We start from the raw sequence: 25,429 nt of genomic DNA, 5'->3' as shown, positions 1-25,429 counted from the left end.
TCTCCTCAGTGCACCAGCGCGCCGATCATGCGCACGGGACGCTTACGCGGGAACACCCGCTCCAGCCAGACGGCAAAGGCCGGCAGCACGGTCATGGCCATGACCATGTTGACGATGAACATGAAGGCCAGCAGCTTGCCCATGTCAGCCTGGAACTTGAGCTCCGAGAACGCCCAGGTGGCCACGCCCACGGCCAGGGTGATGGCGGTGAAAATAGTGGCGACACCCACCTCGAGCAGCGCGCACTCGACCGCCTTGGTAATCGACTGGCCATGGGCCAGATGCAGTTGCAGGCGATTGTAGATATAGAAGGCATAATCAACGCCAATGCCCACCGCCAGCACCATCACCGGCAAGGTGGCGATGGTCAGGCCGATCTGCAGCTCCTTCATGAACCAGTAGCCAATGAAAGTGCCGATGGTCAGCGGCAGGCAACACACCAGGACCGCTCGCAGGTCCCGGTACACCACGAACACCAGCAATGCGATGGCGGCATAGACATACAGCAGCATGGGGGTTTCGCTTTTTTCCACCTCTTCGTTGATGGCGGCCAGGACGCCGGCGTTACCGGACGCGAGGCGAACCGAAATGCCGGGCATCGGGTACTCGCTGCGGAACGCCTTGGCGGCGTCCACCACTCGGTTGATGGTGGTGGCCTTGTGGTCTGCCAGGTACAGGTGCACAGCCGACATGTTGCAGTCGGTGCGCATCAGCCCGGGCGTACGCGCCACCTCGGTGGCCAACGCGGCGTAGTTCATCGGGTCGATGGGCACCGCCGCCATCTTCGGGTTGCCTTCGTTGTAGCCCTCGTTGAACTGGCGCATGTTGGTGGAGAAGGACGCGACCGACAGGACACCGGGCACTCCCTGCATGGCCCACACGAAGCGATCCTGGTACTGGCCCAGGGCGACATCCTCGCAGGCCACCTGGCTGCCTTCGCTGGAAGCGGCCTTGTTGACTTCGAACACCACGCTGAGCCAGTCCAGACCTATGTCGTAGTTGCTGGCGATGGAGACCGCATCGCGATTGAAGCGCGAATTCTCGCGCAATTCCGGCGCGCCCGCCTGCAGCGTGCCAACGACACGGTCATGGCTTTGCCAGATCGCCACCAGGAACACCACCAAGGCCGCGCCAAGCACCCACTGCGCCTTGCGCGGTTCGGCGAGCCGGGCCAGGCCACGCAGCCAGCGGGTGCGCCGCTGCCGGGAAATTTCCTGGGCGGCCGCATACTTGTCATCGACACGTAGCAAGGACGCCATCAACGGCAACATCACCAGGTTGGTGATGATCTTGTAGGCCACGCCAAGCGAGGCCGTGATCGCCAGCTCTCGAACCATCGGGATCGGGATCAACAACAGCGTCACGAAGGAAACCAGCGCGGTCACCAGCGCCAGCGTCCCTGGAATCAGCAACCCCGTGAAGCTCGAGCGCGCCGCCTCTTCGGCGCGCTTGCCGATGGCGATCTCGCGCACGATGAAGTTGATTTGCTGCACGCCATGGGACACCCCGATGGCGAATACCAGGAAGGGCACCAGCACCGCCAGCGGGTCGAGCCCGTACCCCAACAGGCGCAGGCTGCCGAACTGCCACACCAGCGAAGCCAGCGAACAGACCAGCGCCAGCAGCGTGAAGCGCAGTGAGTGGCAATACCAGTACACCGCCCCCGCCGTCAGCAGCAACGCCAGCAAACAGAACTCCAGCACCGCTGAAGCTCCGTCAGCGATATCGCCGATCTGTTTGGCGAAACCGATGATCTGGATTTCGAAATCGCCATCCTCGAACTGCTGGCGGATCTCCTTTTCCAGCCTGTGGTTGAACGCCACGTAGTCCAGGTGGGCGCCATGGGTGTCGTACTCGTTGAGTTCCACCGTGATCATCGCGCTGCGCTGATCACGGGAAACCAGCGTGCCGATGAAACCACCCTGGGCAGTGGAGCTGGCGATCGTCGCGATGACCTGGTCATCCAGGTGCTCGGGAGAAACCGTCCCCGGTACCAGTGGATCCGCGCGAAAACCCTCTTCGGTGATTTCGTTGACGAAGGCATTGGGCGTCCACAACGAACGCACGCTGCTGCGCGAAACACCAGGGAGGAAGGTCACTGCCTGGGTGACGTCATACAGCCGTTTCAGGCCTGCGGCACTCCAGATATCGCCCTGTCGGGCCTTGACCACGAGAGTCAGCCGGTTCGCCCCCAGCAGGTCATTGCGGTAGGCCTCGAATGTCTCGATGTATTCATGGCCTACCGGCAATTGCTTTTCGAAGCCAGCATCCATGCGCAGTTGCACGGCGAACCAGCCCATGATCAGCGTGAACACCGCCAGGCTCGCCAGCACCAGACGACGATGCCCGAACAACACACCCTCGACACGTGACAGCAGGCCAGGTGCCGGAGCTTCGGATAACTTTACAGAACCGTTCACGGCGGGCCTCACAAGGTGCGGGAAATCGCGATGCCGACATAGTCGCGGTCACGATAAAGCTGGTCGTAGGGCGTGTCGCCGCCCATGAACTTCGCGTAGTTGAGGGAAATCTGCCAACTGGCCGGGTTTCGCACGAAGTTCAGGTACAGGTTCATGCTGCTCGCGTCTTCGGTGAAGGTCGCACTCAGGTTCGGCGTCCTGCCCCCCAGCGAGCGCGAGTAGAAGACACCTGGCGTGACCTGCCAACCCGGCAGCAACGTGCCGTCATAGGTCAGGCTGAAGTCCAGGTTGATGCCAGAGGACGTCTTGTCGCCACGAGGCTTGGGCGCTGTCGCAGGGTCCAGCTGCCAGGTATTGAGCCCTGCAGCGAGTGGCTCGCCATTGACCTCGTTATGCAGCCCTGGGTATTTGATGACCACAAGCTCGGACAGCAAGGTGCCCGTACTGGCTCCGGTGAAGTCGAGCAGCGTCGGGGAGTTCGAAGGCGTGAAGCTGTACAGGCCGGTGAGGTGCCACTGGAACTTCTTTTCGTCCTTCCAGCATTTGCCGCCATTGCTGGAGCATAGGTCGATGACCGGGTTGAGCATGACTGAATCCTTGGGCCGGTACGAAAGCTCCGTACCGACGGCCCAGTCACCGATCGGCATGTTGGCACTGATGCCATACATCATCCGGTCTTCCTGGTACTCCCAAGTGGGGGCAGCGGCGAAGGTGTCCGGGTCAAGAATGGCGACGCGCAATGACGGCAACTTGTCGTGATAACGCATCACGTAGAAGCCGTAGTTTATGTCGCTGTCCTCTGGTTGCCAGCGCAGCGAAAGGCCCCACTGACCGCTGTCGCGGGCGTCCTTCTCGGAGAACCCGTAGTCCCCCCTGCCCTCACCCAGCGCGTTGTTGGTGGACCAGTAGCTGCCCACCGGCGGCAACTCGCTCTTGTTCCAGCGGAACTGATAGTAGGCCTCGACGTTGACACCCGAGCCAAGGCCCGAAGCGACACTGAGCATCGGCGCGGGCAGCACGGCCTCCTTGAGCTGCACGCCGGGACGTGCCAGGGCCTGGTAGTCGTAGGCGTTGGTGTTGTTGATGCCACCGGCCACGAACAGGCTTTCACCCCAGTTGATCACCTGGTTGCCCAGGCGCGCGCGGACCCGCTGCCCGCCCATGTCGAAGCCTTTGCTCACCCACAGGTCCAGCAGGCGAGCCTTGAAGGCGAGGTCGTCGCGGGCGTCGTCACTCAGCCCGTTGCTGCCGACGCTCTCTGGGGTGTTGAACGACAGCGTGCCGGTGGTATCGGTGGCAGCGAAGTCGCGGATCCAGGTCCCGCGCGCCATGAAGGTGAAGTCTTCGGGCATCTTCAGCAACAGCTCATGGGTACCCTTGAGGTAGTTGGTGAACATGTCGCCGCGGTCGTAGTTCAGGTCGCCCTGGTCCGCCACGCCGGAACTCTGCGCCAGGCAGCCGGAGGGCACGTTGTGCCCGGTCGGCCCCTGGTTGATCAGGTTGCAGCCCCGCGACTCGGTACGCAGGCCCATGCCTGCGGTGATCGTGGAGTCGAAGGAGCCATTGAGGGTTTCGGTTTCAAAGGTGAACCCCATTGCCAGTGGGGTTGCGCACACGATGACAAGGCCTGACGCTTTCGTAATTATTTTTTTCATGTGGGCTCTCGATCTGGCGTCGGTTTAGCGCTCGCTGATGGCTCGCAGGTTGTCGGAGGTGAAGAAGTCGCGTTTCAGGCGAGGGTTGCCACTGTCTTCGGTGAGCCAGCGAATATCGTTCTTGCCCGCGCCGATCGAGGTCATGTCGAACAGGTAACGATGATCGGCGAGGTTGTACTGGACCTGGGCCTGCACATCGCACGCGCCGGTCTCGTAGACGGGGATCGAGAACCCTTCACGCACCTTCCAGATCTGCCCTTGCTTGTCATAGTCAACGGCCAGCAACGGGTTCCAGCTGTCCTCGTCGATGTAGAACAGGCGCTTGGGTGCTTGGTGGCGCATGCCCTGGCGAACATTGGCCTCGACGACCCAGACACGATGCAATTCGTAGCGGCGCGACTGTGGCGCGATGGAATCGTCGCCGGCGAAGCTTTCCACCTTGGCTGCGGTGTCATAGGCGCCAAAGGCGTTGTACGGCACCAGCAGCTCCTGCTTGCCGATCAGTTTCCAATCGAAGCGGTCCATGGCTCCGAAGAACACGTTCGCCTCATCGACGGTGTATTGGTTGTCCAGCCCGATCTGCGGAGCGTCGTAGGAATACGATGGCATGCGCCTGACCCGACGCTGGCCGGGGAAATAGTAGAAGGTGGTGGCCTGCTCGCCGGCTACAGTCGTCTGCACACCAGCCTGGCCGGCCAGCGCCGCTGGCTCCCGGTAACTGGAGAACGTGGCGTTTTCCAAGCGGCCAATGGACGAAAAAAGTGCACTGCCTTTCTTTCCCCAGGGCGTGAAGAAAAAGGTGTCTGACGACTGGCGTAACCACTCCCCACCCTTGCGCGGCGAAATGCCTGAAATGCTTTTGGGAATCTCGACACCAAGGCCGCGATAGCGCATCTTCATGTTCCACATCACCTCTGCGCCTGTACTGGGCAGAGGGAACGGGATGCCCGGCACATGGGCGTCCTCGAGGGCAACCCCTGTGGAGTCGAGCTTGGCGAAGCCAATGTTCTGCCGCGTGTTATCCGCCACGAAGTCCGGTACGCCACAGGTGCGGCGGGTCGGGTAGACCTCCATGCGATAGCCCGGAATCTTCTTGAACAGTTCGAGCTGGCCGGGGGACAGCTTGCTCGCATACTGCGCCACGCTATTCGAGTCGATGCTGTAGAGGGGTTTGTCATCCTTGAACTTCCAGTGGTCCCCCCGCACCTGGCCATAGCTCCAGCCCCCCCCTTGCGGCCCCGGAGCAGTCCAGGCCGGAATATCCCCGCTTGAACTAGCAGCCACCTCACCGCCCAATGGCGTCAGCTTCGAACCCAGCTCCCCGGCCCCCTGGGGTGCGGCCTGTACCGAGCACATCGCGGTCGATACCGCGAGGGTAACCAGCAGCTGCCTGAAAATACAGCCGGCGGACATGTCGTCTTTCTGCCCTGTAGATACTTCTTTCATTGGAGGCTCCTCGAACAAAGGGCCTGGACCGGCAACCCGACCATCCACATGGAAATGGGCACCTATCGCAAGCTGATCATTTGACATAGTCACGTGACCATGTCGGGTGATCAGAAAGCAATCCACATGCCAGAAGTCTCGTGGAATGATTAAGTTAGATAAATCAGGTGTTTAGTCGATAGTGGCGATCTATGTTCCTCAGATGCCTGCACCTTAATGGGAAGTAAAGAAACATGTGTTACCAGCGCATGCCCAACCATGATGCATTGCTAATTATACTTACCCATTGCAAGCTGCCGTTTACATTGAGCAAGCCTTAAATATTTCCATTGGAAACCCAACCATGGAAATGAATCAATTACCCATAAAAAAACCGCCCCTGGAGGCGGTAAAGAAGCGGGCCTATGGCCCGACATGGAGTTACTTCGAATCAAGGGATTGGCGGCACAACGACGCACCTGCGCCGCTCAATTCAACGAACATTGAGTAACGCCTCAACTGAGGCACTTCTAGAACGCTGAAGTGCACCATAGGCATAGAACGATTGCACAATCGAGTACGACCAAGTCAAGAAAGCAAAGGTCATGAATACCACCTTTGAATCGTCACCCGGAATCGGAAAGAAGTCATACCGGAATGCTATCGTTAGCCCCGCCACTCCGCCCACGGTGGTAGCCAGCGCATGCAGAAGCTCTCTGGCACAAACCAGTCGCCAAATGAAATAGGCCAGGTACGCTGTGTAAGCCAGCCACATCACCATATAAAAATAAGGCAGGAACTGCTTGAATGAACTCGACATGAAGTAAATGGCTGCAACCGTAAAGCCCGCCAGGAAAAACACAATGTCATTCACCGGGGACGGCTTGTAATCGTGCGTTACCGCCATCAAGCCAAGCGTTGCAATAACAGGAATACCAACGCCCCGGGAAAAAGCATCGAGGAATATGGCAACGTTATAATTTGCCAGCCAGCCCGTAACGAGGAAGATCGCGAAATTCGTTGCGGATATCCCGACAATCAAAAACTCTCCGCCGAGCAGATAATTTCTTCGCCCGATGAATGCCGCCCCATAATACAAGCCACAGATGATTAGCAATATACATGAGCCCAGGATACTCACTTCTATCAGTTCCACGAGAACAGCCTCTCTCAATCTGAGGATCGACATCACACTGCATGTCGAAATCGGCAACCAATCGGACGACTATTGCAAACCCAATCAGCGGGGAAATACGGGCTGAATTATTTGACCTGCACCGGTAACTTAAGTTATACGAGCAGGTCAGCATGGCCGCGATTAGTCGACCAGAGACCTCAGGTCGCTGTCGATTTTATTCAGCGTTTCCTGAGAAATAAACCCGCCAGAATATTTTGCCGCCGTCACTAAGGCAAAGCCACGGGCCATGCCAATTTGTGGGTGTTTACCGATACCGGGCAGGTGCTTTTCAAGGATCTGGCTCGTAGTGCTGTTATCCAGCAGCTCGCCAACTTTCGAGTCGATTGAGAACGCCATGGTGTCATCTCCTTGGTTGCGCCCAAAAGGGCAGAAATTCAATACGCAGCAGGCTGTGTAAACTCAGGATCTCAGAAGCCTTTTCCCGGTTCGGAAAAAGCAGGCATGCCCAAGAGCTCTTGTGGGTCACGCATCTGGCCATCAATTTCCACCCAGCCCAGCAGCGTGGAGCTCACACTCCAGCCCAGCAGGCGTTGCATTTCTGCGGGGAGCTGGCGAACCCGTTCAATGGGAATGGAAAGGAAGTGATTTTCTTCGAGGCGCAGGATGGCCAAGTCGTAGGCCATGGTCAGACCAGTACGAGGAAACGCTGTGGTATTGGCGCCACCGCCGTGATAGACCGACCCCAGCCACAACAGCGCAGAGCCTGCTTTCATCTCGGCGGCGATGGTTTCTTCCTGGGTCGGCCCGCGCTCGTCATCCCATTGATGACTGCCCGGAATAACGCGCGTGGCACCGTTCTCTTCGGTGAAGTCCGAGATGGCCAGCATGATCTGCAGACGGGCCTCGCGCCCGAAATGGGGATGTCGCCACAGCGAGGTGGCATCGTCGCGGTGCAGGGGCTGAAGGCCTTGGCCCGGACCGATCTGAATGGCCTGGGTAATGCTGAGTTGAATGTCAGGTGCCATCTCGATGCGGTCGCTGCCCACCCAGACATGGGTTGGTGTCTGCAGGATCTGCCTGGCCGCGCCGATGAACAACGGGTTTAGTGCCACCTCCACCGCCGTATCGCTTCGCCCGATGATGCGACCGATACGACGGGTCTGCATGCCTGCGAAATAGGGGTCTTCTCCGCAGGGCGTGACATTCAAGTAGGTGTCCAGCTCTTCGGTGAGGCACTTGAGCGTCTCTGGCGAGACGAAATCAGCAATGATGACCCCGCCGTCACGCCGAATGATTTCCACCACTTGTTCCACCGACGCATCACTGCTGACCGTCGAGAGTTTTTGTGTATCCATCTGCCTTCTACCTGTCCGGTTTTTCATTGTTCTATCCAGCGAGCCCGGGCAACCGCCTCGTCCCACCGGCGCAACCACCACAGCAACCTCTTATGCCGCTGCCGAAGCCCGTAATGATCTGCTCGGCATTGCCATGATTATTGAATATAGTCATTTGATCAAGTCATTTGATCTGGTTTTTTTACCACCTCGCCACTGCCCCGGCCTCGGTGAGGTACGGCAGTCAGCATCTGCCTCTGGGCAATGGCCACATACCGACGGCAAGACCGCAGACGGAAAGGGTTGCATCGACTCATCTCATGGATTGGGCCAGGACTTTGCGATAGCATTCGTCACCGCCGACGCCGGACCCGGCGGTTGGCGCAAGGCCAAAAGGGGAGAACGCTGAATGGCTCGGATAGGCGCGGAAGAACGCAGACAGGATTTCATTGAAGCGACCATCAGGGTGATCGCAGAACACGGCATAGCCAACGCCACGACGCGGCGCATTGCGGCAGCGGCAGATTCGCCGCTGGCCTCGCTGCATTACGTTTTTCACACCAAGGAAGACTTGTTCTATGCGGTCTACGAGTCCTTGATCAACATGCCGCAGCAATCGCTGCAGGCTCCGGCAAACGCTCTCCCCGCCGAATCGGTAGGGGAAATGCTGCGCCAGTTGGTCAAGTGGTTCATCGCACACCCCGAACGGGCCATAACCCAGTTCGAGCTGTTCTTCTGGAACCTGCGCAATGACCCGGAAATGGCAGCGAAGATCTATACCGTTTCCATCGAAGCCACCCAACAGGCCATCCAGAAGGCGACCGGCGATGCGCTGGATCAGGCCGCACGCACCACAGTCAGTCGGCTGCTCATCAACCTTTTCGATGGTTTGCTTCTCTCCTGGACCGCCCACGGCAACCTCGAACGCCTGGAAGCTGAGACAGAAACGGCTTGCCAGGCGGTTAAGCTGCTGGTGGCCAGCTACTGAGACGTCATTCAGATTGCCGTGGTCCGGTGTGACACGGCAATCCGGTATCCATAGGGTCTGACAGACAAACGGACTGTCGCCTCTTGCCACCCAAACCCACATACCGCCCTGTCATAACGACGCCAAAACCTGGAGTCGCCCGACGCGCAATACCCCCTACCCCAATCCCACCAGGTTCAAATCATCCCAAAAAAATTGCTTCTCGGTGCATTTTGCACCTTGCCCCGGGTAATCTGTCGTCTCATCATGGTCAAATGATCAAGTCAAAAGATCACCCCCTATAACACAATAATGGGAAGCCCTATGTCCTCGCACACTGCTCTTCCGGTTGAGCCACTCGATATATTGATCATGGGAGCCGGTGTGTCTGGCATCGGCGCGGCCGCCTATCTGCGACGCCATCAGCCTCACAAGACCTTCACGATTCTCGAGTCTCGTGAGCGAATGGGCGGCACCTGGGACCTGTTCCGCTATCCCGGCATCCGCTCTGACTCCGACCTGTACACCTTCGGCTTCGACTTCAAGCCCTGGACCAAGGCGAAATCATTGGCGGACGCCGCAGACATTCTCGAGTACCTGCGTGAAGCGATCGACGAGCATGAGCTGGAGTCCTTGATCCAGTACAAGCAGAAAGTCATCTCGGCGAACTGGCAAACGGACAAGGGCTTGTGGGCGGTGCGGGTTGAGGACGGTCACCTGGGGCAGGCCCGCACAATCGAATGTCGCTGGCTGTTCAGCGCGGGCGGCTACTATAGGTACGACCAAGGATTCAGCCCCCGCTTCGAGGGAGCCGAACAGTTCAAGGGGCAGATCGTTCATCCGCAACACTGGCCAGAGAACCTGGATTACACGGGCAAACGTGTCGTAGTGATTGGCAGCGGCGCGACGGCAGTGACCCTGATTCCGGCGATGGCGGACAAAGTCGCCAGCATCACCATGCTGCAGCGTACGCCCTCCTACATCATCAACCAACCAGCCAATGATGCGGTTGCGGCGTTTCTGCGCAAGATCCTGCCCGAGCAAACCGCTTACTCTCTGACACGCTACAAGAACGCCAGGATCACCCTGGCCTTCTGGGCCTTCTGCCAGCGCTTCCCCAAGCTTTCCCGCAAACTGCTGCTGTGGCTGACGCGCAAGGAGCTGCCGAAAGGCTACCCGGTCGACGTCCATTTCAATCCGCCCTACAACCCTTGGGACCAGCGCTTGTGCACGGTACCTGAAGGCGATCTGTTCAAGGCGATCAGCGCGGGTAAGGCCGACATCGTCACCGACCATATCGAGCGGTTCACCGAATCCGGTCTGTTGCTGAAATCCGGCAAGGCGTTGGAAGCTGACATCGTAATTACCGCCACGGGGCTGAATGTGCAGATGTTCGGGGGGATCAGTCTGTACAAGGACGATAAGCCAGTGGTGCTGAGCGACACTCTTGCCTACAAAGGAACCATGCTATCCGGTGTACCCAACTTCGCGTTCGCGGTGGGCTACACCAACTCCTCCTGGACCTTGAAAGTGTGCCTGCTGTGCGATCACTTCTGTCGCTTGCTGGGTTTCATGGACAACCACGGCTACAACGTTTGCGAACCCCGGGCGCCAGACGGGATCGAGACCCGCCCTCTGCTGGATTTCGGTGCCGGTTATGTGCAACGCGCCTTGGACAGCATTCCGCGCCAAGGGCCAAGCGAGCCCTGGGTGATGTCGATGGATTACTTCCGCGATACCAAACTCCTGCGCCGCGGCGCTGTGGCTGACAAGTGCCTAGCGTTCTCCTCCGTACCCAGCACGCCCCGGTGCGCGAACGTCGAGCTGCAACAACAGGGTAGCCGCGGATGAGCCCCGACCGCTTCTGCGAACTGCCTGGCAAGCGCCCTATTTGCTATCGCAGCCACGGGCTCGAAACGGCGCCTGCGGTCATTCTCATCGTCGGCCTGGGGCTGCAATTGACCTACTGGCCGCAACCGATCATCGCCGGCCTGGTCGAGCGGGGGTTTCGCGTCATCACGCTGGACAACCGCGACTCGGGCCGGTCGTTCTTCACCGACGTAGTGCCTCCCACGGCCATGCAGCAGTTCTTGCGCAAGCGCACCCCCGGCTATGACCTGGGTGACATGGCCAATGACGTGATCGGGCTCATGAACGGCCTGAACCTGGCAACGGCGCACGTGGTGGGCATGTCGATGGGCGGCATGATCGCCCAGATCCTCGCTGCCCGTTACCCCGAGCGTATCAGGACGCTCACCTCGATCTTCTCGACCACCGGATCGCTGCGCGTCGGCCAGCCGGCGTTGAAATCCATTCGGCAGTTGCTGCGCCGCCCGCCGCGCAGCGAGCAGGAAAGCGTTCGCGACTACCTGGACATCATGCGCCTGATCGGCTCGACCCTGGAATGGAATGAGCCCGCCTTCCGTGACTATGCCCTGTTGGCCTGGGAGCGAGGCGGTGGCGAGGCCAGCAACATCGGCACGGCCAGGCAGATCGGCGCGATCATCAATTCCGGCGACCGCACCCAGGAACTGCAACGGGTTCATTGCCGCACCCTGGTCATCCATGGCGATGAAGATCTCATGGTCGCGACCAGCGGCGGGTACGCCACGGCAGCAGCTATCCGTGGTTCCAGCCTGGTGCTGCTGCCAGGGATGGGGCACGACTTCCCACCTTGCCTGTCCGGCACGCTGCTGTCCCTGCTGGCAGGACACATGCTGTAGCACGATCACCCTTTCAGGGGCGTGCAGCTTGGCCGCCCCTCTTTTTACCCCCGAAGGAGGCCTTCGACCAGGTTCAAGCAAAACCAAGAACAACAAAATGCTGGCTTGCGCGAAATGCCAGGCCACACATCACCCGCTTGAGCTGTTATCCACGGCCTGGCGCAGGTGCTCCTCTACTGCCCTTTCAACAATGACAACAATTGAGCAAGAGGTACGTATGGACTTCAAGTTTTTACTCCCCAGCAAAATCGTGATGGAACCTGGTCTGCGCGAGCGCACCGGTGAACACCTGCACTCACTTGGCCTGGCCCGCGTGCTCATCGTGACCGATCCTGGGGTCAAGGCGGCGGGCCTGCTGGACAGCGTCTACGCCAGCCTGGAGAAGGCAGGCATCGCCTTCGAGGAAGTGTCGGACATCAAGGCCAATCCGCGCAGCGAGGACGTCAATCAGATCGCGCAGCGATATCGCGGCAAAGGTATCGATGGCTTGTTAGCCGTAGGCGGGGGCAGTGCCATGGATGCAGCCAAGGCCATCAGCGTGCTGCTCAGCCATGATGGACGGATCGAGGACTACGAAGGGTCGTTCACGCTCACCCATGCCATCCCGCCTATCGTTGCCATTCCGACCACGGCTGGCACCGGCAGCGAAGTAACCTGCTTCTCGGTGATCACCGACACCGCCCGTCATTACAAGATGAGCGTGCATGATTACCGACTCGGGCCAGTCCTGGCCTTGCTTGACTCTCATATCCTCGACACGCTGCCCGCGTCGATTGCCGCCGCAACCGGCATGGATGCCCTGACCCACGCCATCGAAGCCTACACCTGCCGCGTGTCGAACCCCATCAGCGACGGCCTGGCGCTGCATGCCATCCGCCTGATCAGCCAACACCTGAAGCCCGCCGTGCTGGAACCCGGCAACCTGCACGCCCGCGAGCAGATGCTGGCGGCCAGCCTGATCGCCGGCATGGCCTTCGGTAATGCGGACGTAGGTAGCGTGCACTGCATTTCCGAAGCCATCGGTGGCATGTACGACACGCCACACGGCGTGGGCAACGCGATCTTCCTGCCCTTCGTGTTCGGCCATAACCGCGATGCCGACATCATTCGCCATGCGCAGGTCGCCTACGCACTGGGCATCGACCCCAACCTCTCGCCGGTCGAGGCCGCCGAGGCCGCCGTCGGCTACCTGTTCCAGATGAGCAAGGACCTGGGCATCCCCCGCTTCGCCGAGGTGAAAGGCGTGCGCGAGGAAGACTTCCTGGCCATCGCTGAAAAGTCGAAGAAGAACTTCTCCGATGGCAGCAATGCGAAGGAGATGACCGTGGAAACCTACCGTGAAATCGTCGCCACTGCTTACCACTTCGTAGCATGAGGGCTGTCAGTCATGAGCGAATCAACCCCCAGCGCTTCGCTGAAGCGCACCCTGGGCCCGTTTTCGGTCCTGTTGTTCGGCCTGGCGTTCCTTGCCCCGTTGATCGTCTTCGGCACCTATGGCGTGATCTCGCAGGCCAGTGGCAACACCACGGCGATGGCCTACCTGATCGCGGCGACGGGCGTGGTGTTCACGGCGTTGAGCTATGGCCGGCTGGTCAGGGTGTTCCCGGTAGCCGGTTCGGCCTACACCTATACCCGCAAGATGCTCAGCGCCAACCTCGGCTTCATGGTGGGCTGGGCCGCACTGCTCGATTACTTCTTCATTCCGATGCTGATCTGGCTGCTTGGCGCCAGCTATCTCAACATGGCCTTTCCAGATGTGCCGCAGTGGGTGTGGATTACCGGTTTCATCGTCTCTACCTCGCTGCTGAATGTGCTGGGCATCCAGGTCGCCAACCGCTTCAACCTGCTGTTGATGGGCGCGCAACTGGCGATCATCGTGGTGTTCATCGGCCTGTGCGTGCATTACATCGTGGCTGCCAATGGCCCTGGTGGGCTGCTTTCGGCCAAGCCGTTCTTCAACCAGGATGTGCCCTTCGCCACCAGCATGGCCGGCGCCGCCATTGCCGCGTACTCGTTCCTGGGCTTTGACGCGCTGTCCACGCTCAGCGAGGAAACCCGCGACCCGGGTCGCACGCTGCCGCGTGCCATCCTGCTGGTCGCCTTGATCGGCGGCTCGGTCTACGTCGGCTCCTCGTACTTCATGTACCTGGCGCACCCCTCCCCCACCTTCGAGTTCGTGGACGGGGCCGCCTTCGAGATCGCCCGCATGATCGGCGGCGACCTGTTCTTCGCGCTGGTCCTGGCGGGGATCATCATCGCCCACTTCGCCGCGGGCATGTCGTTCCAGGCCAGCGTGGGCCGGCTGCTGTACGCCCTCGGCCGGGACAACCAACTGCCGCGCAAGCTGTTCGGGGCCTTGCACCCTCGCTACAAGACCCCGGTCTTCAATATCCTGCTCTGCGGCATTTTCGGCACCGCGGGCTTTGGCCTGACGATCGCCACCGCGACGTCGCTGGTCAACTTCGGCGCGTTTCTCGCCTTCACCGCCGTCAACCTCTGCGCGTTGCGGCTCACCTTCGACGCACAGGTCAAGGACAGCGCTGGCCTGCTGCGCGGCGTGCTCTTCCCACTCATCGGCCTGGCCACGGCCGGCTGGATGCTGGCCAGCCTGGATAAAGACGCACTGATCATGGGCTGTATCTGGCTCGCCCTGGGCGTGGTTTACCTCGCCTGCCGGACCAGTTTCTTCCGCAACCCGGTGCCCGACGCGCTGGCGTAGCGGCCAGCTTCCTATCGAATGCCCTGACGACAACCACAAGGCAAGGCCCTGGCCTTGCCGTTCAATGGCGAGAATCGACATGCAAACCAAACTCTTGATCAACGGTGCCCTGGTGGCCGGCGAAGGCGAAAACCTCGACGTGTACAACCCGTCCCTGGGCAGCGTCCTGGTACAGACCACCGAAGCCAGTCGCGCCCAAGTCCATGCCGCGGTGCAAAGCGCCGATGCAGCCTTCGACGCCTGGTCGCAAACGCCGCCCAAGGACCGCGCGGCACTGCTGCTCAGGCTCGCTGACCGCATCGACGCCCAGGCGCCGGTGTTCGCCCGCCTGGAGGCGGACAACTGCGGCAAGCCGTTCACCGCCGTGCTGCAGGACGAACTGCCAGCCGTGTCCGACGTGTTCCGCTTCTTTGCCGGTGCCGTGCGCTGCCTGCAGGGCTCGGCGGCGGGCGAGTACATCCCGGGCCACACCTCGATGATCCGCCGCGACCCCGTGGGCGTGGTCGCCTCCATCGCGCCGTGGAACTACCCCCTGCTGATGGCGGCCTGGAAACTGGGCCCAGCCTTGGCCGGCGGCAACACCGTCGTGCTGAAGCCGTCGGAACACACGCCGATGAGCACCTTGAAACTGGGCGAGTTGCTCGCCGACATCTTCCCCGCCGGTGTGGTCAACATCGTGCACGGTCGCGGCGCCTCGGTGGGTGAGCCGCTGACCAGCCACGCCCAGGTGCGCATGGTGTCGCTGACCGGCTCCGTGCGCACCGGCAGCCGTATCATCGAAGGCACCGCCGACAGCGTCAAACGCATGCACATGGAGCTCGGTGGCAAGGCACCGGTGTTGATCTTCGACGATGCCGACATCGACGCCGCCGTCGAAGGCATCCGCGCCTTCGGCTTCTACAACGCCGGCCAGGACTGCACCGCCGCATGCCGCCTCTATGTGCAGAAGGCGGTGTACCCGGAGTTCGTGCGCAAGCTCGGCGAAGCCGTGTCCAGCATCAAGTGCGGGCTTCAGGATGACCCGGCGACCGAGATGGGCCCGCTGATCACCCAAGAGCACCTGGAGCGTGTCGAGGGCTTCGTGAACCGTGCCAAGGAACTGCCTCACATTGAGGTGGTCACCGGCGGCAAGCGCGCTGCGGGCGGCGGCTTCTTCTTCGAGCCGACGGTCCTGGCCGGCGCTACGCAGGAGGACGAGGTGGTGTGCCGTGAAATCTTCGGCCCGGTGGTGACGGTTTCGCCATTCGAAGACGAAGCCCAGGCACTGGCATGGGCCAATGAATCGGACTACGGCCTGGCCTCGTCGGTATGGACCGCCGATGTGGGTCGCGCCCATCGCCTGGCCGCTCGCCTGCAATACGGCTGCACCTGGGTCAACACCCACTTCATGCTGGTGAGCGAAATGCCCCATGGTGGCGTGAAGCTGTCCGGCTACGGCAAGGACCTGTCGATGTACGGGTTGGAAGACTACACCGTGGTTCGCCACGTGATGTTCAAGCACTGACCGCCCACGACCCAGATAGCCCAGATCATTTTTCAAGAGGTTTGCATGAACAACATCGAGACATTCGAAAGGCTCGAGTCCAACGTGCGGATGTACTGCCGTGACTTGCCGCTGGTGTTCGATACCGCCCAAGGCAGCAAGATCCGAGGTGAAGACGGCCGCGAGTACCTGGACTTCTTCGCTGGCGCCGGCGCCCTGAACTATGGCCACAACGACCCGCGCATGCGCGATGCCTTGATCGCGTATCTGTCGTCCAACGGCGTGACCCACGCCCTCGACCTGCACACCACCACCAAGCGCCAGTTTCTCGAAGCGATCGAGCGCGACCTGTTCATGCCACGCGGCTGGGACTACAAGGTGCAGTTCACCGGCCCGACCGGTGCCGACGCCGTCGAGGCGGCGTTGAAACTAGCGCGCAAGGCGACGGGGCGTACCAAGGTCGTCTCGTTCTATGGGGCTTACCACGGCATGACCGCCGGCGCCCTGGCCGTCACCGGCAACCGCACTCGCCGTGGCCCTGGGCTTTCCACCGATGTGGTGTTCGTGCCGTACGAAGACAGCCCCTACGGCGAATTCGACAGCATTGGCTTCCTCGAGCGCCTGGCCAACGACCAAGGCAGCGGCTCGGAGCTGCCGGCGGCGGTGATCGTCGAGTCCGTGCAGATCCAGGCCGGCGTCTACCCGGCTTCCAACGAATGGCTGCAACGCTTGCGCAAGTGGACCAGCGATCACGGCGTGTTGCTCATCTGCGACGAAATCCAGGCCGGCTGCGGGCGCACCGGCGACTTCTTCGGCTTCGAGCGCTCCGGGGTGGTGCCAGACCTGATCACCTGCGCCAAATCGATCGGCGGCTTCGGCCTGCCGATGGCGATCGTGTTGATTCGCGCCGGGCTGGATGTGTGGCAACCGGGCGATCACATCGGCACCTTCCGCGGCAACCAACTGGCCTTCTTGACGGCCCAGATCGCGCTCGGCTATTGGCGCGATGAGTCGTTCCTGAAGTTGCTGGCCACCAACTGCGCGGCCATGGAGCGCGCGGTCGCCGGTTTCGCGGAAATTCCTGGCGTCGCCTCCGCGCGCTGTCGCGGCATGATCGCCGGCATCGACTTCGGTCGCGGCAACGTCGCATTCGCCAAGGATGCCCAGCAGCGTGTGCTGCAGGCGGGTGTGCTGGTCGACCGCTGCGGCCCGAACGGCGAAATCATCAAGCTGATGCCACCGGTGAACACCCCGACCGACCAGCTCGAAGCAGGCTTGAAAGCCTTCGGCGAATCGGTCGCGGCGGCGTTTAGCCAGTAATCGCAGGGTTCTGCCGTGCGCCAGGTCGCGCAGCGCGCAGAGTCGATGGGTTATGGCGACCAAGACATCGTGGCCATAACCCAGTCATTCGCCCGCGACAAAGCGTCCGGGCAATAACCGTGTGATACAGGCCTTTCAGATCGAACCTGAAGACAACAACAATAAAAATCGCTGGAGGATCATATGCGCCGATTTGGTTTTCTACTGGCCGTGTTGACGCTGGCCGTTTTCCTGAGTGCCCTGCTTGCCCCCAGGCCTTCTCTCGTCAACCGAGCGGCGGCGCAGCACATGGGGCATCCGATCACCAGCATCGGCGAGATTTTCAGGGGGTATTAACGAGGTTTCACCTGGCCGCTGGCACGCATCCGCCAGCGGCCGCAGGTAATCAATGATCGACCGCACCGCTGGCGCCAAGGCCGGTCTGGCCCCTTACGAACTGGTCGGCGAACGCCGCCCTTTCTGCCTTGGCTCGCGCAGTCCGGTCTAGCCGGGAAACGCCATACGCCACCGCAAATGCCAGCGGCATGGAGAACAGCGCTGGCTGGGTATAGGGGAACAGCGGCTCGGCAAAGTGCAACACATCCACCCACACGAGCTTGGAAAACACCACGAAGCCCATGGCGCTGACCAACCCCACGTAGCCACCGGCCAACGCGCCGCGCGTGGTCAACCCCGACCAGAACATCGACAGGAACAGCACCGGGAAGTTGGCCGACGCGGCGATGCCGAACGCCAGCGCGACCATGAAGGCCACGTTGATGTTTTCGAACACGATGCCCAGAGCTATCGCCACCAACCCAAGCCCGAGGGTGGCCAGCTTGGTCACCCGCAGCTCCTGCGACTCGCTGGCCGCGCCCTTCATGATCACCCGCGCATAGAGATCATGGGCGATGGCGGAAGCACCCGCAAGCGCCAGGCCTGACACCACGGCCAGGATGGTGGCGAAGGTCACGGCAGACAAAAAGCCCAGCAGCAGGTTGCCGCCTACCGCCTGGGCCAGGTGCATGACCACCATGTTGCCCCCGCCCAGCAGCTTGCCACCCACCTGCCCGCCTTCGAAAAACTGCGGCTGCTGGCTGACGATCACGATCGACGCCAGGCCCAGCAGGAAAATGACATTGAAAAAGTAGCCGATGAATCCGGTGGCATAGAGCACCGACTTGCGCGCCTCACGGGCATCGCTCACGGTGAAGAAACGCATCAGGATATGCGGCAGCCCGGCAGTGCCGAACACCAGCCCCAGGCTCAGCGACAGCGCGGTCAATGGGTCGGCCAACAGGCTGCCAGGCGCCAGCAGGCGCTCGCCCAGGGCATGGGTGTCCATGGCCTGGGTGACCAGCGTGTCATAGCTGAAGTCGAACTCGCGCAGCGCCAGGAACAGCACCAGCGAACCGCCTACCAGTAGCAGGAATGCCTTGATGATCTGCACCCAGGTGGTCGCCACCATGCCACCGAAGGTGACATACAGCATCATCAGCACGCCGACGATCACCAGGGCGATGTGGTAGTCCAGGCCGAACAGCAGCCTGATCAGCTGCCCGGCCCCGACCATCTGCGCCACCAGGTAGAAACACACCACGGTCAGCGAGCCGATGGCGGCCATGGTGCGCACCTTACCTTGGTCGAGGCGGTACGAGGTGATGTCGGCGAAAGTGAAGCGGCCCAGGTTGCGCAGCCGCTCGGTCATCAACAGCAGCAACACCGGCCAGCCCGCGAAGAAGGCGATGAGGTAGATGTAGCCATCCATACCGGAGGTGTAGATGAGCGCGGTGATCCCCAGCAACGTCGAGGCGGACATGTAGTCACCGGCCAGCGCCAGGCCGTTCTGCCAGCCTAGGATGCCGCCACCGGCGCTGTAGAAATCCGCCGTCGAGCGGGTGCGCCGCGCCGCCCACCAGGTGATGCACAAGGTGAAAAGCACGAACACCATGAACATGCCGATGGCATGCAGGTTGAGCGGCTGACGCTGACCCGCGTCGAGCGCAGGCGAAGCCAACAACAGGCCGGAGTGCAGCAACAAAGCCAGAGGCAGTAGTTTCTTCATGCGCGCGGCTCCTCTTCCAACCCGGCAACCAGCGCCTGCGTCAGACGGTCGAACTCGCCGTTGGCCCGGTACACATAGAACGCCGACAGCGCACAGAAGAACACGAATAGGAAAGCCCCGGCCGCGACGCCGAAGGTCATGTTCGACCCCTCGGCCAGGCGCCTGGCGATCAGCTCGGGCCAAAACGATACCAACGCGATGTAGCCATAGAACGTGGCCAGGATCAGCACGAACAGGCTCAGGGTAAAACGATTTCTGCGCGTCACCAGTTGCTGGAACCGGGCATTGGCGCGAACACGCGCATATAACAGGCTGGACATGGGACACCTCGATCAATGTACTTGTTGTTATGGGGTGTGCAGGGTTGCCGCTCGATCAAGGCTCGGCGTCGGCGGTATGCGCCTCCTGTTGCCGGGCCCACTCGCGCAGGACGAACTTCTGGATCTTGCCGGTGGCGGTCTTGGGCAGCTCCGTGAGCGACACATGCCGCGGCGCCTTGAAATGCGCCAGACGCTCGCGGCACCAGCAGATCAGGTCCCCTTCGGTGACCGTGGCCAGCGCATCTGGGCGCAGGGTGACGAACGCATGGGGGGTCTCGCCCCAGCGCGCATCCGGGCGCGCCACCACCGCGGCCTCGATTACCTCGGGGTGCTGGTAGAGCACTTCTTCGATCTCCAGCGAGCTGATGTTCTCGCCGCCGGAAATGATGATGTCCTTGGCCCGGTCCTTGATTTCCACATAGCCGTCCGGGTGCAGCACGGCCAGGTCGCCCGTGTGCAGCCAGCCATTGGCCAATGCGGCCCGGGTGGCCTCTGGGTTGTGCAGGTAGCCTTTCATCACGGTGTTGCCGCGCACCACCAGCTCGCCAAGGGTAAGGCCATCGGCTGGAACCGGGCGGCCGGTATCGGTATCCAGCACCGTGGCCTCCTCGAGCATCGGGTGGGCGACACCCTGGCGGCTCATGAACTGCGCCCGGGCCTCAAGCGGCAACTCGTCGACCCCCGGCTGCCACAGGCACAATGTGCTGGGGCCATAGCTTTCGGTCATGCCATAGGCATGGGTGATGTTGAAGCCACGCGCCTCCATCGCCGCGATGACCGCACTGGGCGGGGCAGCACCGCCTGTGATCACCGATACCGGCACCGGAGGGGCACTGGCATGCTCGGCGTGGATCAGCATCGACATCACCACCGGGGCGGCGCTCAGGTGAGTCACGGCATGCTCGGCGATGGCGGCGTTGATCGCATCAGGCTGGACCTTGCGCAGACACACGTGGGTGCCACCGGACAACGTCACCGCCCAGGTATGGCTCCAGCCGTTGCAGTGGAACATCGGCAAGGTCCACAGGTAGACGCTGCGCGGCCCCAACTGGAAGATCAGCGCCCCAGCGCAGGCGTTTAGGTAGGCTCCGCGGTGATGCAGCACCACGCCCTTGGGGTCCCCCGTGGTGCCGGAGGTGTAGTTGATGGCGATCGACTGCCATTCGTTCTGTGGCGCACTCAAGGGTCGCGCGGGGTCGCCCTGGGCCAGGAACGCTTCGTAGTCCAGGTCGTGGGCCAGGTCGGCGCGCTCGGCCTGATCATCGTCGATGCCCACCAGCAAAGGCGGCGCATCGAGCATGGCCAGCGCCTGACTGGCCACGGCCCCGAACTCGCGATCGCAGATCAATACCTTGGCCGCGCAGTGACGCAGGATGAAGGCAATGCTGCGCGCCTCCAGGCGGATGTTGATGCACACCAGCACCGCCCCGGCACCGGGCACGCCATAGTGGGCCTCGAGCATTTCCGGGATGTTCGGCGCCAATATCGCCACCCGCTCGCCCGGCTGAACACCGACCCGCTCCAAGGCACTGGCCAGGGCGCGGCTGCGCTCATGCAATTGACGGTAGCTGTAGCGCCTTGCGCCATAGACCACCGCATCGCGCTGCGGGTACACCTGGGCGGCACGCTTGAGGAACGACAGCGGGGACAGCGGGACATGGTTGGCTTCGTTGGGAGCAAGCTCATGTTCGAGGGTTGGAACCATCATGGCAGGCACCTCATCGACACATTGCTCAGGTTTTGCACGCACATACCTACCTCCTGTTCTTGTTGTTATTGCGCCAGGGCGCGTTACAGGCTGCTGCACAGATGGCCGCCATCGACCACGATCTCAGCGCCGCTCATCGCCCGCCCAGCATCGCTGGCGAGCAGCAGCAAGGCGCCGTCCAGGTCCGACGGCACGCTGAAGCGTCGGCTGGGGATACGCGAACGCAACTTGTCACCAGCCTCGCTGGCCAGGAAGGCCTCGTTCAAATCAGTCATCACGTAGCCGGGCGCCAGGGCGTTCACCCGGATGCCATGGCGCGCCAACTCCAGCGCCATGGCGCGGGTCAGGTGGGCCAGGCCGGCCTTGGCCGCCAGGTAAGGGCCGACGGCACCGGCCACACGGCAGGCGAGGATCGAGGTGACATTGATCAGGCTGCCCCCCTTCCCCGCCACCACCATGCGCCGGGCGCTTTCCTGGGCCACGGCCCAGGCGCCCTTGAGGTTGGTGTCGAGCACGTGGTCCCAGGTTTGATCATCGCAGGCCAGCAAAGGCTGGCTGTCGCTCACCCCCGCATTGTTGACCAGGACATCCAGCGGGCCGGCGGCATCGAGCACCCGGCAGATGTCCTCACGGCTGGTCACATCGAGGGCAAAGGCCTGCGCCCGCCCTCCAGCCACCTCGATGGCCTCCACCAACGCCCGCAGCGGCGCCTGGCGCCTGGCGGTCACCACCACCTCGGCGCCTGCAGCGGCCAGGGTCATGGCGAAGTGACGGCCCAGGCCGCTGGAGGCCCCGGTCACCAGGGCGCGGCGCCCGTCAAGGGCGAACAGTCGGACAAGGTTCGGCTGCATCAGTGGGCCTCCAGGCGCTGGTCGAGCAGCTTCTTCGCCAGGCTCATGCGGTGCACCTCGCTCGGACCGTCATAGATGCGGAACGGGCGAATGTCACGGAAGATCCGCTCCACCACGGTGTCCCCGGTCACCCCGCGGCCACCCAATACCTGGACGCAACGATCGACCACCCGCCACAGCGCCTCGGCGCTGATCACCTTGGCCATGCTCGAATCGACATTGGCGCGCCGGCCCTGGTCGAGCACCCAGGCGCAGTGCCAGACCGCCAGGCGCACCACGTGCAGGTCCATCATGTTGTCGGCGAGCATGAAGCCCACGCCCTGGTGCTCGCCCAGCGGCTTGCCGAAGGCGTCACGGGTGCGCGCATAGTCGCAGGCGATGTCGTGGGCGCGGCGCGCGGCACCGAGCCAGCGCATGCAATGAGTCAAGCGTGCGGGCGCCAGGCGCACCTGGGCATAACGGAAGCCCTTGCCGATCTCGCCGAGGACATCGCTCGCCGGGATACGCAGGTTGTCGAAACGCAGCTGCCCGTGACCACCGGTAAAACAGCTGTCCAGCGAGTCCAGCTGACGTTCATGGATGATGCCGTCGCGCTTCATGTCGGTCAGGAACATGGTCGCGGTGCCATCCTCCATGCGCGCCATGATGATGCCGACGTCCGCGCCTTCGGCCCCGGTGATCAGCCATTTGCGGCCATTGATCAGGTAGTCGTCGCCATCGCGGATGGCAGTGGTACGCAGCATCGACGGATCCGAACCGGAGCCCGGAGCAGGCTCGGTCATGGCGAAGCACGAACGGGCATGGCCCTGGACCAGCGGGCGCAACCAGCGGTCCTTCTGCGCCTCGGTGGCGACCACGTCCATCAGGTGGATATTGCCTTCGTCCGGCGCATGGATATTCAGCGCTACCGGGCCCAGCGGCGAGTAACCGGCCTCTTCGAAAACGATCGCCTTGGCCACATGGCTCAGCTCCAGGCCGCCCATTTCGCGGCTGGCGTGAGGCGTCAGCAAGCCGGCGGCGCGGGCGCGGGCCACCAGGTCCTGGCGCAAGGCGTCGCTGGGGCCGTGGCTGTCCTGGCGGGGGTCGTTCTCGAACGGGATGACCTGTTCGGCAATGAAGTCTCGGGTCTTGGCCTGCAAGGCGAGCAGTTCGTCCGGGAGAGTGAAGTTCATGGCTGTCCTTGTGTGTTCTTGTCTATCGGAGGAATGGGGTGGACGATGCAGTTTCAGGGCAAGGCCTTGGGGTTGCTGATCGCCAATCGGGCAACGGTGATCTGGCGCAATGTCTCGACCAGGGTGCGCCGGGTTTGCGGGGCGTCATGGCTGCCCTGGCGAATGGCGCGAGCCAGTTGGCGGCGCAGGTCGGGCAATGTCGACGGCGCGTCATCGACCAAGGCGACCAGACGCGCCTGCTCCTGATCTTCGGCCTGAGCGCCCAGGCGGCTTTCGCGGGCTGCAATGGCCATGGCGTTGGCGATCATCAAGGCCGGGTAACGCAACTCGCCGGGCAGCGCTGGCAACAGCTGCTCCAGAAGCGTCGCGCGGGCGATCTCGAGCAATTGGTGGGCGTTGGGTTGGGTCATGGCGCTTCGGCTCCAGTCATGTGCAGGATGTCGAGTTCGAGCTCCGGCAACAGCCGGGCTGTCAGTGCCAACTCGAGCGACGGTTCTTCACCGGACAGATGGCGCTGCCCTTGCTGCAAGGCAATCACTGCCCAGCGCAGGGTGGCCATGACCTGCCAGTAGTGCAGCTGACTGCGTTCGATGCACAGCGAAGACACCTCGTGATAACCACGCAGAAAATCCTCCAGCTGGCCAATGCCGCCGGCTTCGAGGTCTGGACGGGTAAAACGCCAGCAGCGGGCGGTGAACCAGCCGAGGTCCTCGCAAGGATCTCCCCAGCCGGTGAACTCCCAGTCGAGCACGGCCTCCAGCCCTTCTTCGCTGGCCAGGTAGTTGCCGGTGCGGTAGTCACGGTGCAACAGGCACAGGGTGCTGCTGCGCGGCGCATGCAGCTCGCACCAGCGCAGGCCCCATTCCAGCACGGGATAGGCATCGGCGAGGGTGTCGAGGTAGCGGCGGTAGGCGTCGATGGTCGCCAGGGCCGGCGAGCTGTCCGCAGCGGACAGGAAGCCCAGCGTGGCGCACGGCGGGCGGACCTGATGCAGACGCGCCAGGTTGGCGCCAAGCTGCGCCGCCAGTTGCGCCCGGCCCTGAGGACCGGCGCCGGTGCTGAGCGCGCGGCCGGCAGCGCTACCCGGCACATACTCCATCAGGAAGAACACCCGCCCATGCACGCGCACATCGCGGCACAGCCAGAGCGGGCGTGGCACTTTCACCCCGGCCTGGTAAACCACCTGCAGCACGGCGAACTCCTGTTCACGGTCAAGGCTGGCGGGTAACGCTGAAAGCGCATCGCTGCGCAGTACCCAACGCCGGACACCGGCCCACGGGCCGCCTTCGATCAGCAGGTCCAGCAGCCAGTTTTCCTGGATGGCACCGCCGCTCAGGCGCTTGCGCGCCTGGATGACCACCCGTGTTGCCGAGGCCTGCTCTCGGATGAACTCGGCCAGGCGGTGATCGTCAGTCATGGCCGCGAACGTATCGCTGGCCGGGGAAATCGTTGGTGAACTGCTCATGGGTCTGTAGGCCCTGCCTTTGGTTTCTGGGTTGGCACAAGCCCAAGAGCAAGGCCTGGGCCAACTCTTCAAAAGTCAGCCACAGGCCGCATACAGCCTGGGTTCTGACGCCTCACCGCCGAGCGAAAGTCAGGCTGCTCGTTGCATATTTGCAAGCTATTGATTCATTATCGAAACATTTCAAATATGAACAGGCCCCGTGATGGATGCTCTTGCCTCCCAGGTCGTCGTGCTGATCAGCCACTTGCAGCGCCCCCAACAACGGAGCCGGCTCGCCCATGTGGTGGCCGGGCTCACGACGGACTACCCCGATACCCGTATCGAAGTCCTCGACACCTCGGTGGCTGAAGCACTGCAGACCGCCCGAGAATTGGAGCAGGCAGGCAAGGTCGATGTGTTCGTCTGCGCCGGGGCGACCGCCGCCTACCTGCGCAAACACCTGACAGGCCCGGTACTGGCGATGCGCGTGGGCAGCGGCGACCTGCTACGGGCATTGGGGCAGGCCCGCGAACGCTCCTCCCAAGTGGCCGTGCTCAGCTACAACCACATCAACCACGACCTGCAAGCCATGGCCGCGCTCTTCACCGTCCAGGTTCACCAGGCCGCCTACACCTCCCTGGAAGAGGCCCGCCAGGCCGTCGAACAGGCGGCCCAGCTAGGCTGTCGCAGCATCATCGGCTCGTCG

Annotated in this window: 22 protein-coding genes; 9 read left to right on the top strand and 13 right to left on the bottom strand. The window is 62.2% G+C overall.

Annotated elements, in window-relative coordinates:
* Positions 1 to 5: 5 nt before the first annotated feature.
* The 6 genes from ACNFG0_RS17325 to ACNFG0_RS17300 form a co-directional block, all read right to left on the bottom strand.
* Entirely contained in the window at positions 6 to 2,420 is a 2,415-nt protein-coding gene (locus ACNFG0_RS17325; protein ID WP_416765768.1) for an efflux RND transporter permease subunit, read from the bottom strand.
* 8 nt (positions 2,421 to 2,428) lie between these two features.
* A complete protein-coding gene (locus ACNFG0_RS17320; RefSeq protein ID WP_416765767.1) occupies positions 2,429 to 4,075 on the bottom strand; it encodes a DUF1302 domain-containing protein in 1,647 nt (548 codons plus the stop codon).
* 24 nt (positions 4,076 to 4,099) lie between these two features.
* Positions 4,100 to 5,521: a DUF1329 domain-containing protein gene (locus ACNFG0_RS17315; RefSeq protein WP_192440026.1), complete on the bottom strand. Its 1,422-nt coding sequence runs from the start codon at positions 5,519 to 5,521 to the stop codon at positions 4,100 to 4,102.
* Between the two features lie 472 nt (positions 5,522 to 5,993).
* Positions 5,994 to 6,641 (bottom strand): hypothetical protein, encoded by a 648-nt coding sequence (locus ACNFG0_RS17310; protein WP_416765796.1) that lies wholly within the window; start codon positions 6,639 to 6,641, stop codon positions 5,994 to 5,996.
* A 177-nt stretch (positions 6,642 to 6,818) separates the two neighbouring features.
* Positions 6,819 to 7,034: a hypothetical protein gene (locus tag ACNFG0_RS17305; protein WP_054905267.1), complete on the bottom strand. Its 216-nt coding sequence runs from the start codon at positions 7,032 to 7,034 to the stop codon at positions 6,819 to 6,821.
* A gap of 71 nt (positions 7,035 to 7,105) precedes the next feature.
* Positions 7,106 to 7,993 (bottom strand): phytanoyl-CoA dioxygenase family protein, encoded by an 888-nt coding sequence (locus ACNFG0_RS17300; protein WP_326431173.1) that lies wholly within the window; start codon positions 7,991 to 7,993, stop codon positions 7,106 to 7,108.
* A gap of 388 nt (positions 7,994 to 8,381) precedes the next feature.
* On the opposite strand from ACNFG0_RS17300, the gene ACNFG0_RS17295 reads away from it, so the two are divergent.
* The 8 genes from ACNFG0_RS17295 to ACNFG0_RS17260 all read left to right on the top strand — a co-directional run bounded on the left by ACNFG0_RS17295 (position 8,382) and on the right by ACNFG0_RS17260 (position 17,520).
* On the top strand, positions 8,382 to 8,960 hold the full coding sequence (locus ACNFG0_RS17295; protein ID WP_326431172.1) for a TetR/AcrR family transcriptional regulator: 579 nt from the start codon (positions 8,382 to 8,384) through the stop codon (positions 8,958 to 8,960).
* 303 nt (positions 8,961 to 9,263) lie between these two features.
* On the top strand, positions 9,264 to 10,790 hold the full coding sequence (locus ACNFG0_RS17290; protein WP_326431170.1) for a flavin-containing monooxygenase: 1,527 nt from the start codon (positions 9,264 to 9,266) through the stop codon (positions 10,788 to 10,790).
* A complete protein-coding gene (locus tag ACNFG0_RS17285) occupies positions 10,787 to 11,662 on the top strand; it encodes an alpha/beta fold hydrolase (protein ID WP_054905271.1) in 876 nt (291 codons plus the stop codon). Before ACNFG0_RS17290 ends, ACNFG0_RS17285 begins: the two co-directional genes overlap by 4 nt.
* A gap of 217 nt (positions 11,663 to 11,879) precedes the next feature.
* Entirely contained in the window at positions 11,880 to 13,037 is a 1,158-nt protein-coding gene (locus ACNFG0_RS17280; RefSeq protein WP_416765765.1) for an iron-containing alcohol dehydrogenase, read from the top strand.
* Positions 13,038 to 13,049: 12 nt separating this feature from the next.
* A complete protein-coding gene (locus ACNFG0_RS17275) occupies positions 13,050 to 14,381 on the top strand; it encodes an APC family permease (protein ID WP_416765764.1) in 1,332 nt (443 codons plus the stop codon).
* 79 nt (positions 14,382 to 14,460) lie between these two features.
* Positions 14,461 to 15,885, top strand: a complete 1,425-nt coding sequence (locus ACNFG0_RS17270) for a gamma-aminobutyraldehyde dehydrogenase (RefSeq protein ID WP_416765763.1) — start codon at positions 14,461 to 14,463, stop codon at positions 15,883 to 15,885.
* A 45-nt stretch (positions 15,886 to 15,930) separates the two neighbouring features.
* Entirely contained in the window at positions 15,931 to 17,184 is a 1,254-nt protein-coding gene (locus tag ACNFG0_RS17265; protein WP_416765762.1) for a diaminobutyrate--2-oxoglutarate transaminase, read from the top strand.
* Between the two features lie 183 nt (positions 17,185 to 17,367).
* Positions 17,368 to 17,520: a hypothetical protein gene (locus ACNFG0_RS17260; RefSeq protein ID WP_416765761.1), complete on the top strand. Its 153-nt coding sequence runs from the start codon at positions 17,368 to 17,370 to the stop codon at positions 17,518 to 17,520.
* A gap of 49 nt (positions 17,521 to 17,569) precedes the next feature.
* Here ACNFG0_RS17260 and ACNFG0_RS17255 read toward each other — a convergent pair whose 3' ends face one another.
* The 7 genes from ACNFG0_RS17255 to ACNFG0_RS17225 all read right to left on the bottom strand — a co-directional run bounded on the left by ACNFG0_RS17255 (position 17,570) and on the right by ACNFG0_RS17225 (position 24,744).
* Complete coding sequence (locus ACNFG0_RS17255; protein ID WP_196145915.1) at positions 17,570 to 19,228, bottom strand: cation acetate symporter; 1,659 nt, start codon at positions 19,226 to 19,228, stop codon at positions 17,570 to 17,572.
* Entirely contained in the window at positions 19,225 to 19,548 is a 324-nt protein-coding gene (locus ACNFG0_RS17250; RefSeq protein ID WP_196145916.1) for a DUF485 domain-containing protein, read from the bottom strand. The genes ACNFG0_RS17255 and ACNFG0_RS17250 overlap by 4 nt, the downstream gene beginning before the upstream one ends.
* Before the next feature lie 55 nt (positions 19,549 to 19,603).
* Positions 19,604 to 21,256, bottom strand: a complete 1,653-nt coding sequence (locus ACNFG0_RS17245) for an acyl-CoA synthetase (RefSeq protein ID WP_230386132.1) — start codon at positions 21,254 to 21,256, stop codon at positions 19,604 to 19,606.
* Positions 21,257 to 21,339: 83 nt separating this feature from the next.
* On the bottom strand, positions 21,340 to 22,107 hold the full coding sequence (locus ACNFG0_RS17240; protein WP_196155127.1) for an SDR family NAD(P)-dependent oxidoreductase: 768 nt from the start codon (positions 22,105 to 22,107) through the stop codon (positions 21,340 to 21,342).
* Positions 22,107 to 23,279 (bottom strand): acyl-CoA dehydrogenase family protein, encoded by a 1,173-nt coding sequence (locus ACNFG0_RS17235; RefSeq protein ID WP_416765760.1) that lies wholly within the window; start codon positions 23,277 to 23,279, stop codon positions 22,107 to 22,109. Before ACNFG0_RS17235 ends, ACNFG0_RS17240 begins: the two co-directional genes overlap by 1 nt.
* 53 nt (positions 23,280 to 23,332) lie before the next feature.
* The gene (gene lvaB, locus ACNFG0_RS17230; RefSeq protein WP_015270461.1) at positions 23,333 to 23,689 is read right to left on the bottom strand and encodes a 4-hydroxypentanoyl-CoA kinase subunit LvaB; all 357 of its coding nucleotides are present in this window, start codon (positions 23,687 to 23,689) and stop codon (positions 23,333 to 23,335) included.
* Complete coding sequence (locus ACNFG0_RS17225) at positions 23,686 to 24,744, bottom strand: phosphotransferase family protein (RefSeq protein ID WP_196155124.1); 1,059 nt, start codon at positions 24,742 to 24,744, stop codon at positions 23,686 to 23,688. The genes lvaB and ACNFG0_RS17225 overlap by 4 nt, the downstream gene beginning before the upstream one ends.
* Positions 24,745 to 24,946: 202 nt before the next feature.
* On the opposite strand from ACNFG0_RS17225, the gene ACNFG0_RS17220 reads away from it, so the two are divergent.
* Positions 24,947 to 25,429, top strand: a 483-nt coding sequence (locus tag ACNFG0_RS17220; RefSeq protein ID WP_416765757.1) for a PrpR N-terminal domain-containing protein, incomplete at its 3' end; no start/stop codon positions are given.

The organism is Pseudomonas sp. NY15372 (assembly GCF_048068215.1).
Classification (GTDB): domain Bacteria; phylum Pseudomonadota; class Gammaproteobacteria; order Pseudomonadales; family Pseudomonadaceae; genus Aquipseudomonas; species Aquipseudomonas guariconensis_A.
Note: the sequence above shows the minus strand (reverse complement) of the source record. Positions and strands in the feature narration are given on the sequence as shown.

Bases quoted from the DNA above. Each gene is read 5' to 3' on its own strand.
- ACNFG0_RS17320 (WP_416765767.1), bottom strand. From the start codon at position 4,075: ATGAAAAAAATAATTACGAAAGCGTCAGGCCTTGTCATCGTGTGCGCA.
- ACNFG0_RS17315 (WP_192440026.1), bottom strand. From the start codon at position 5,521: ATGAAAGAAGTATCTACAGGGCAGAAAGACGACATGTCCGCCGGCTGT.
- ACNFG0_RS17305 (WP_054905267.1), bottom strand. From the start codon at position 7,034: ATGGCGTTCTCAATCGACTCGAAAGTTGGCGAGCTGCTGGATAACAGC.
- ACNFG0_RS17300 (WP_326431173.1), bottom strand. From the start codon at position 7,993: ATGGATACACAAAAACTCTCGACGGTCAGCAGTGATGCGTCGGTGGAA.
- ACNFG0_RS17295 (WP_326431172.1), top strand. From the start codon at position 8,382: ATGGCTCGGATAGGCGCGGAAGAACGCAGACAGGATTTCATTGAAGCG.
- ACNFG0_RS17290 (WP_326431170.1), top strand. From the start codon at position 9,264: ATGTCCTCGCACACTGCTCTTCCGGTTGAGCCACTCGATATATTGATC.
- ACNFG0_RS17285 (WP_054905271.1), top strand. From the start codon at position 10,787: ATGAGCCCCGACCGCTTCTGCGAACTGCCTGGCAAGCGCCCTATTTGC.
- ACNFG0_RS17280 (WP_416765765.1), top strand. From the start codon at position 11,880: ATGGACTTCAAGTTTTTACTCCCCAGCAAAATCGTGATGGAACCTGGT.
- ACNFG0_RS17275 (WP_416765764.1), top strand. From the start codon at position 13,050: ATGAGCGAATCAACCCCCAGCGCTTCGCTGAAGCGCACCCTGGGCCCG.
- ACNFG0_RS17270 (WP_416765763.1), top strand. From the start codon at position 14,461: ATGCAAACCAAACTCTTGATCAACGGTGCCCTGGTGGCCGGCGAAGGC.
- ACNFG0_RS17265 (WP_416765762.1), top strand. From the start codon at position 15,931: ATGAACAACATCGAGACATTCGAAAGGCTCGAGTCCAACGTGCGGATG.
- ACNFG0_RS17260 (WP_416765761.1), top strand. From the start codon at position 17,368: ATGCGCCGATTTGGTTTTCTACTGGCCGTGTTGACGCTGGCCGTTTTC.
- ACNFG0_RS17255 (WP_196145915.1), bottom strand. From the start codon at position 19,228: ATGAAGAAACTACTGCCTCTGGCTTTGTTGCTGCACTCCGGCCTGTTG.
- ACNFG0_RS17250 (WP_196145916.1), bottom strand. From the start codon at position 19,548: ATGTCCAGCCTGTTATATGCGCGTGTTCGCGCCAATGCCCGGTTCCAG.
- ACNFG0_RS17245 (WP_230386132.1), bottom strand. From the start codon at position 21,256: ATGATGGTTCCAACCCTCGAACATGAGCTTGCTCCCAACGAAGCCAAC.
- ACNFG0_RS17240 (WP_196155127.1), bottom strand. From the start codon at position 22,107: ATGCAGCCGAACCTTGTCCGACTGTTCGCCCTTGACGGGCGCCGCGCC.
- ACNFG0_RS17235 (WP_416765760.1), bottom strand. From the start codon at position 23,279: ATGAACTTCACTCTCCCGGACGAACTGCTCGCCTTGCAGGCCAAGACC.
- lvaB (WP_015270461.1), bottom strand. From the start codon at position 23,689: ATGACCCAACCCAACGCCCACCAATTGCTCGAGATCGCCCGCGCGACG.
- ACNFG0_RS17225 (WP_196155124.1), bottom strand. From the start codon at position 24,744: ATGAGCAGTTCACCAACGATTTCCCCGGCCAGCGATACGTTCGCGGCC.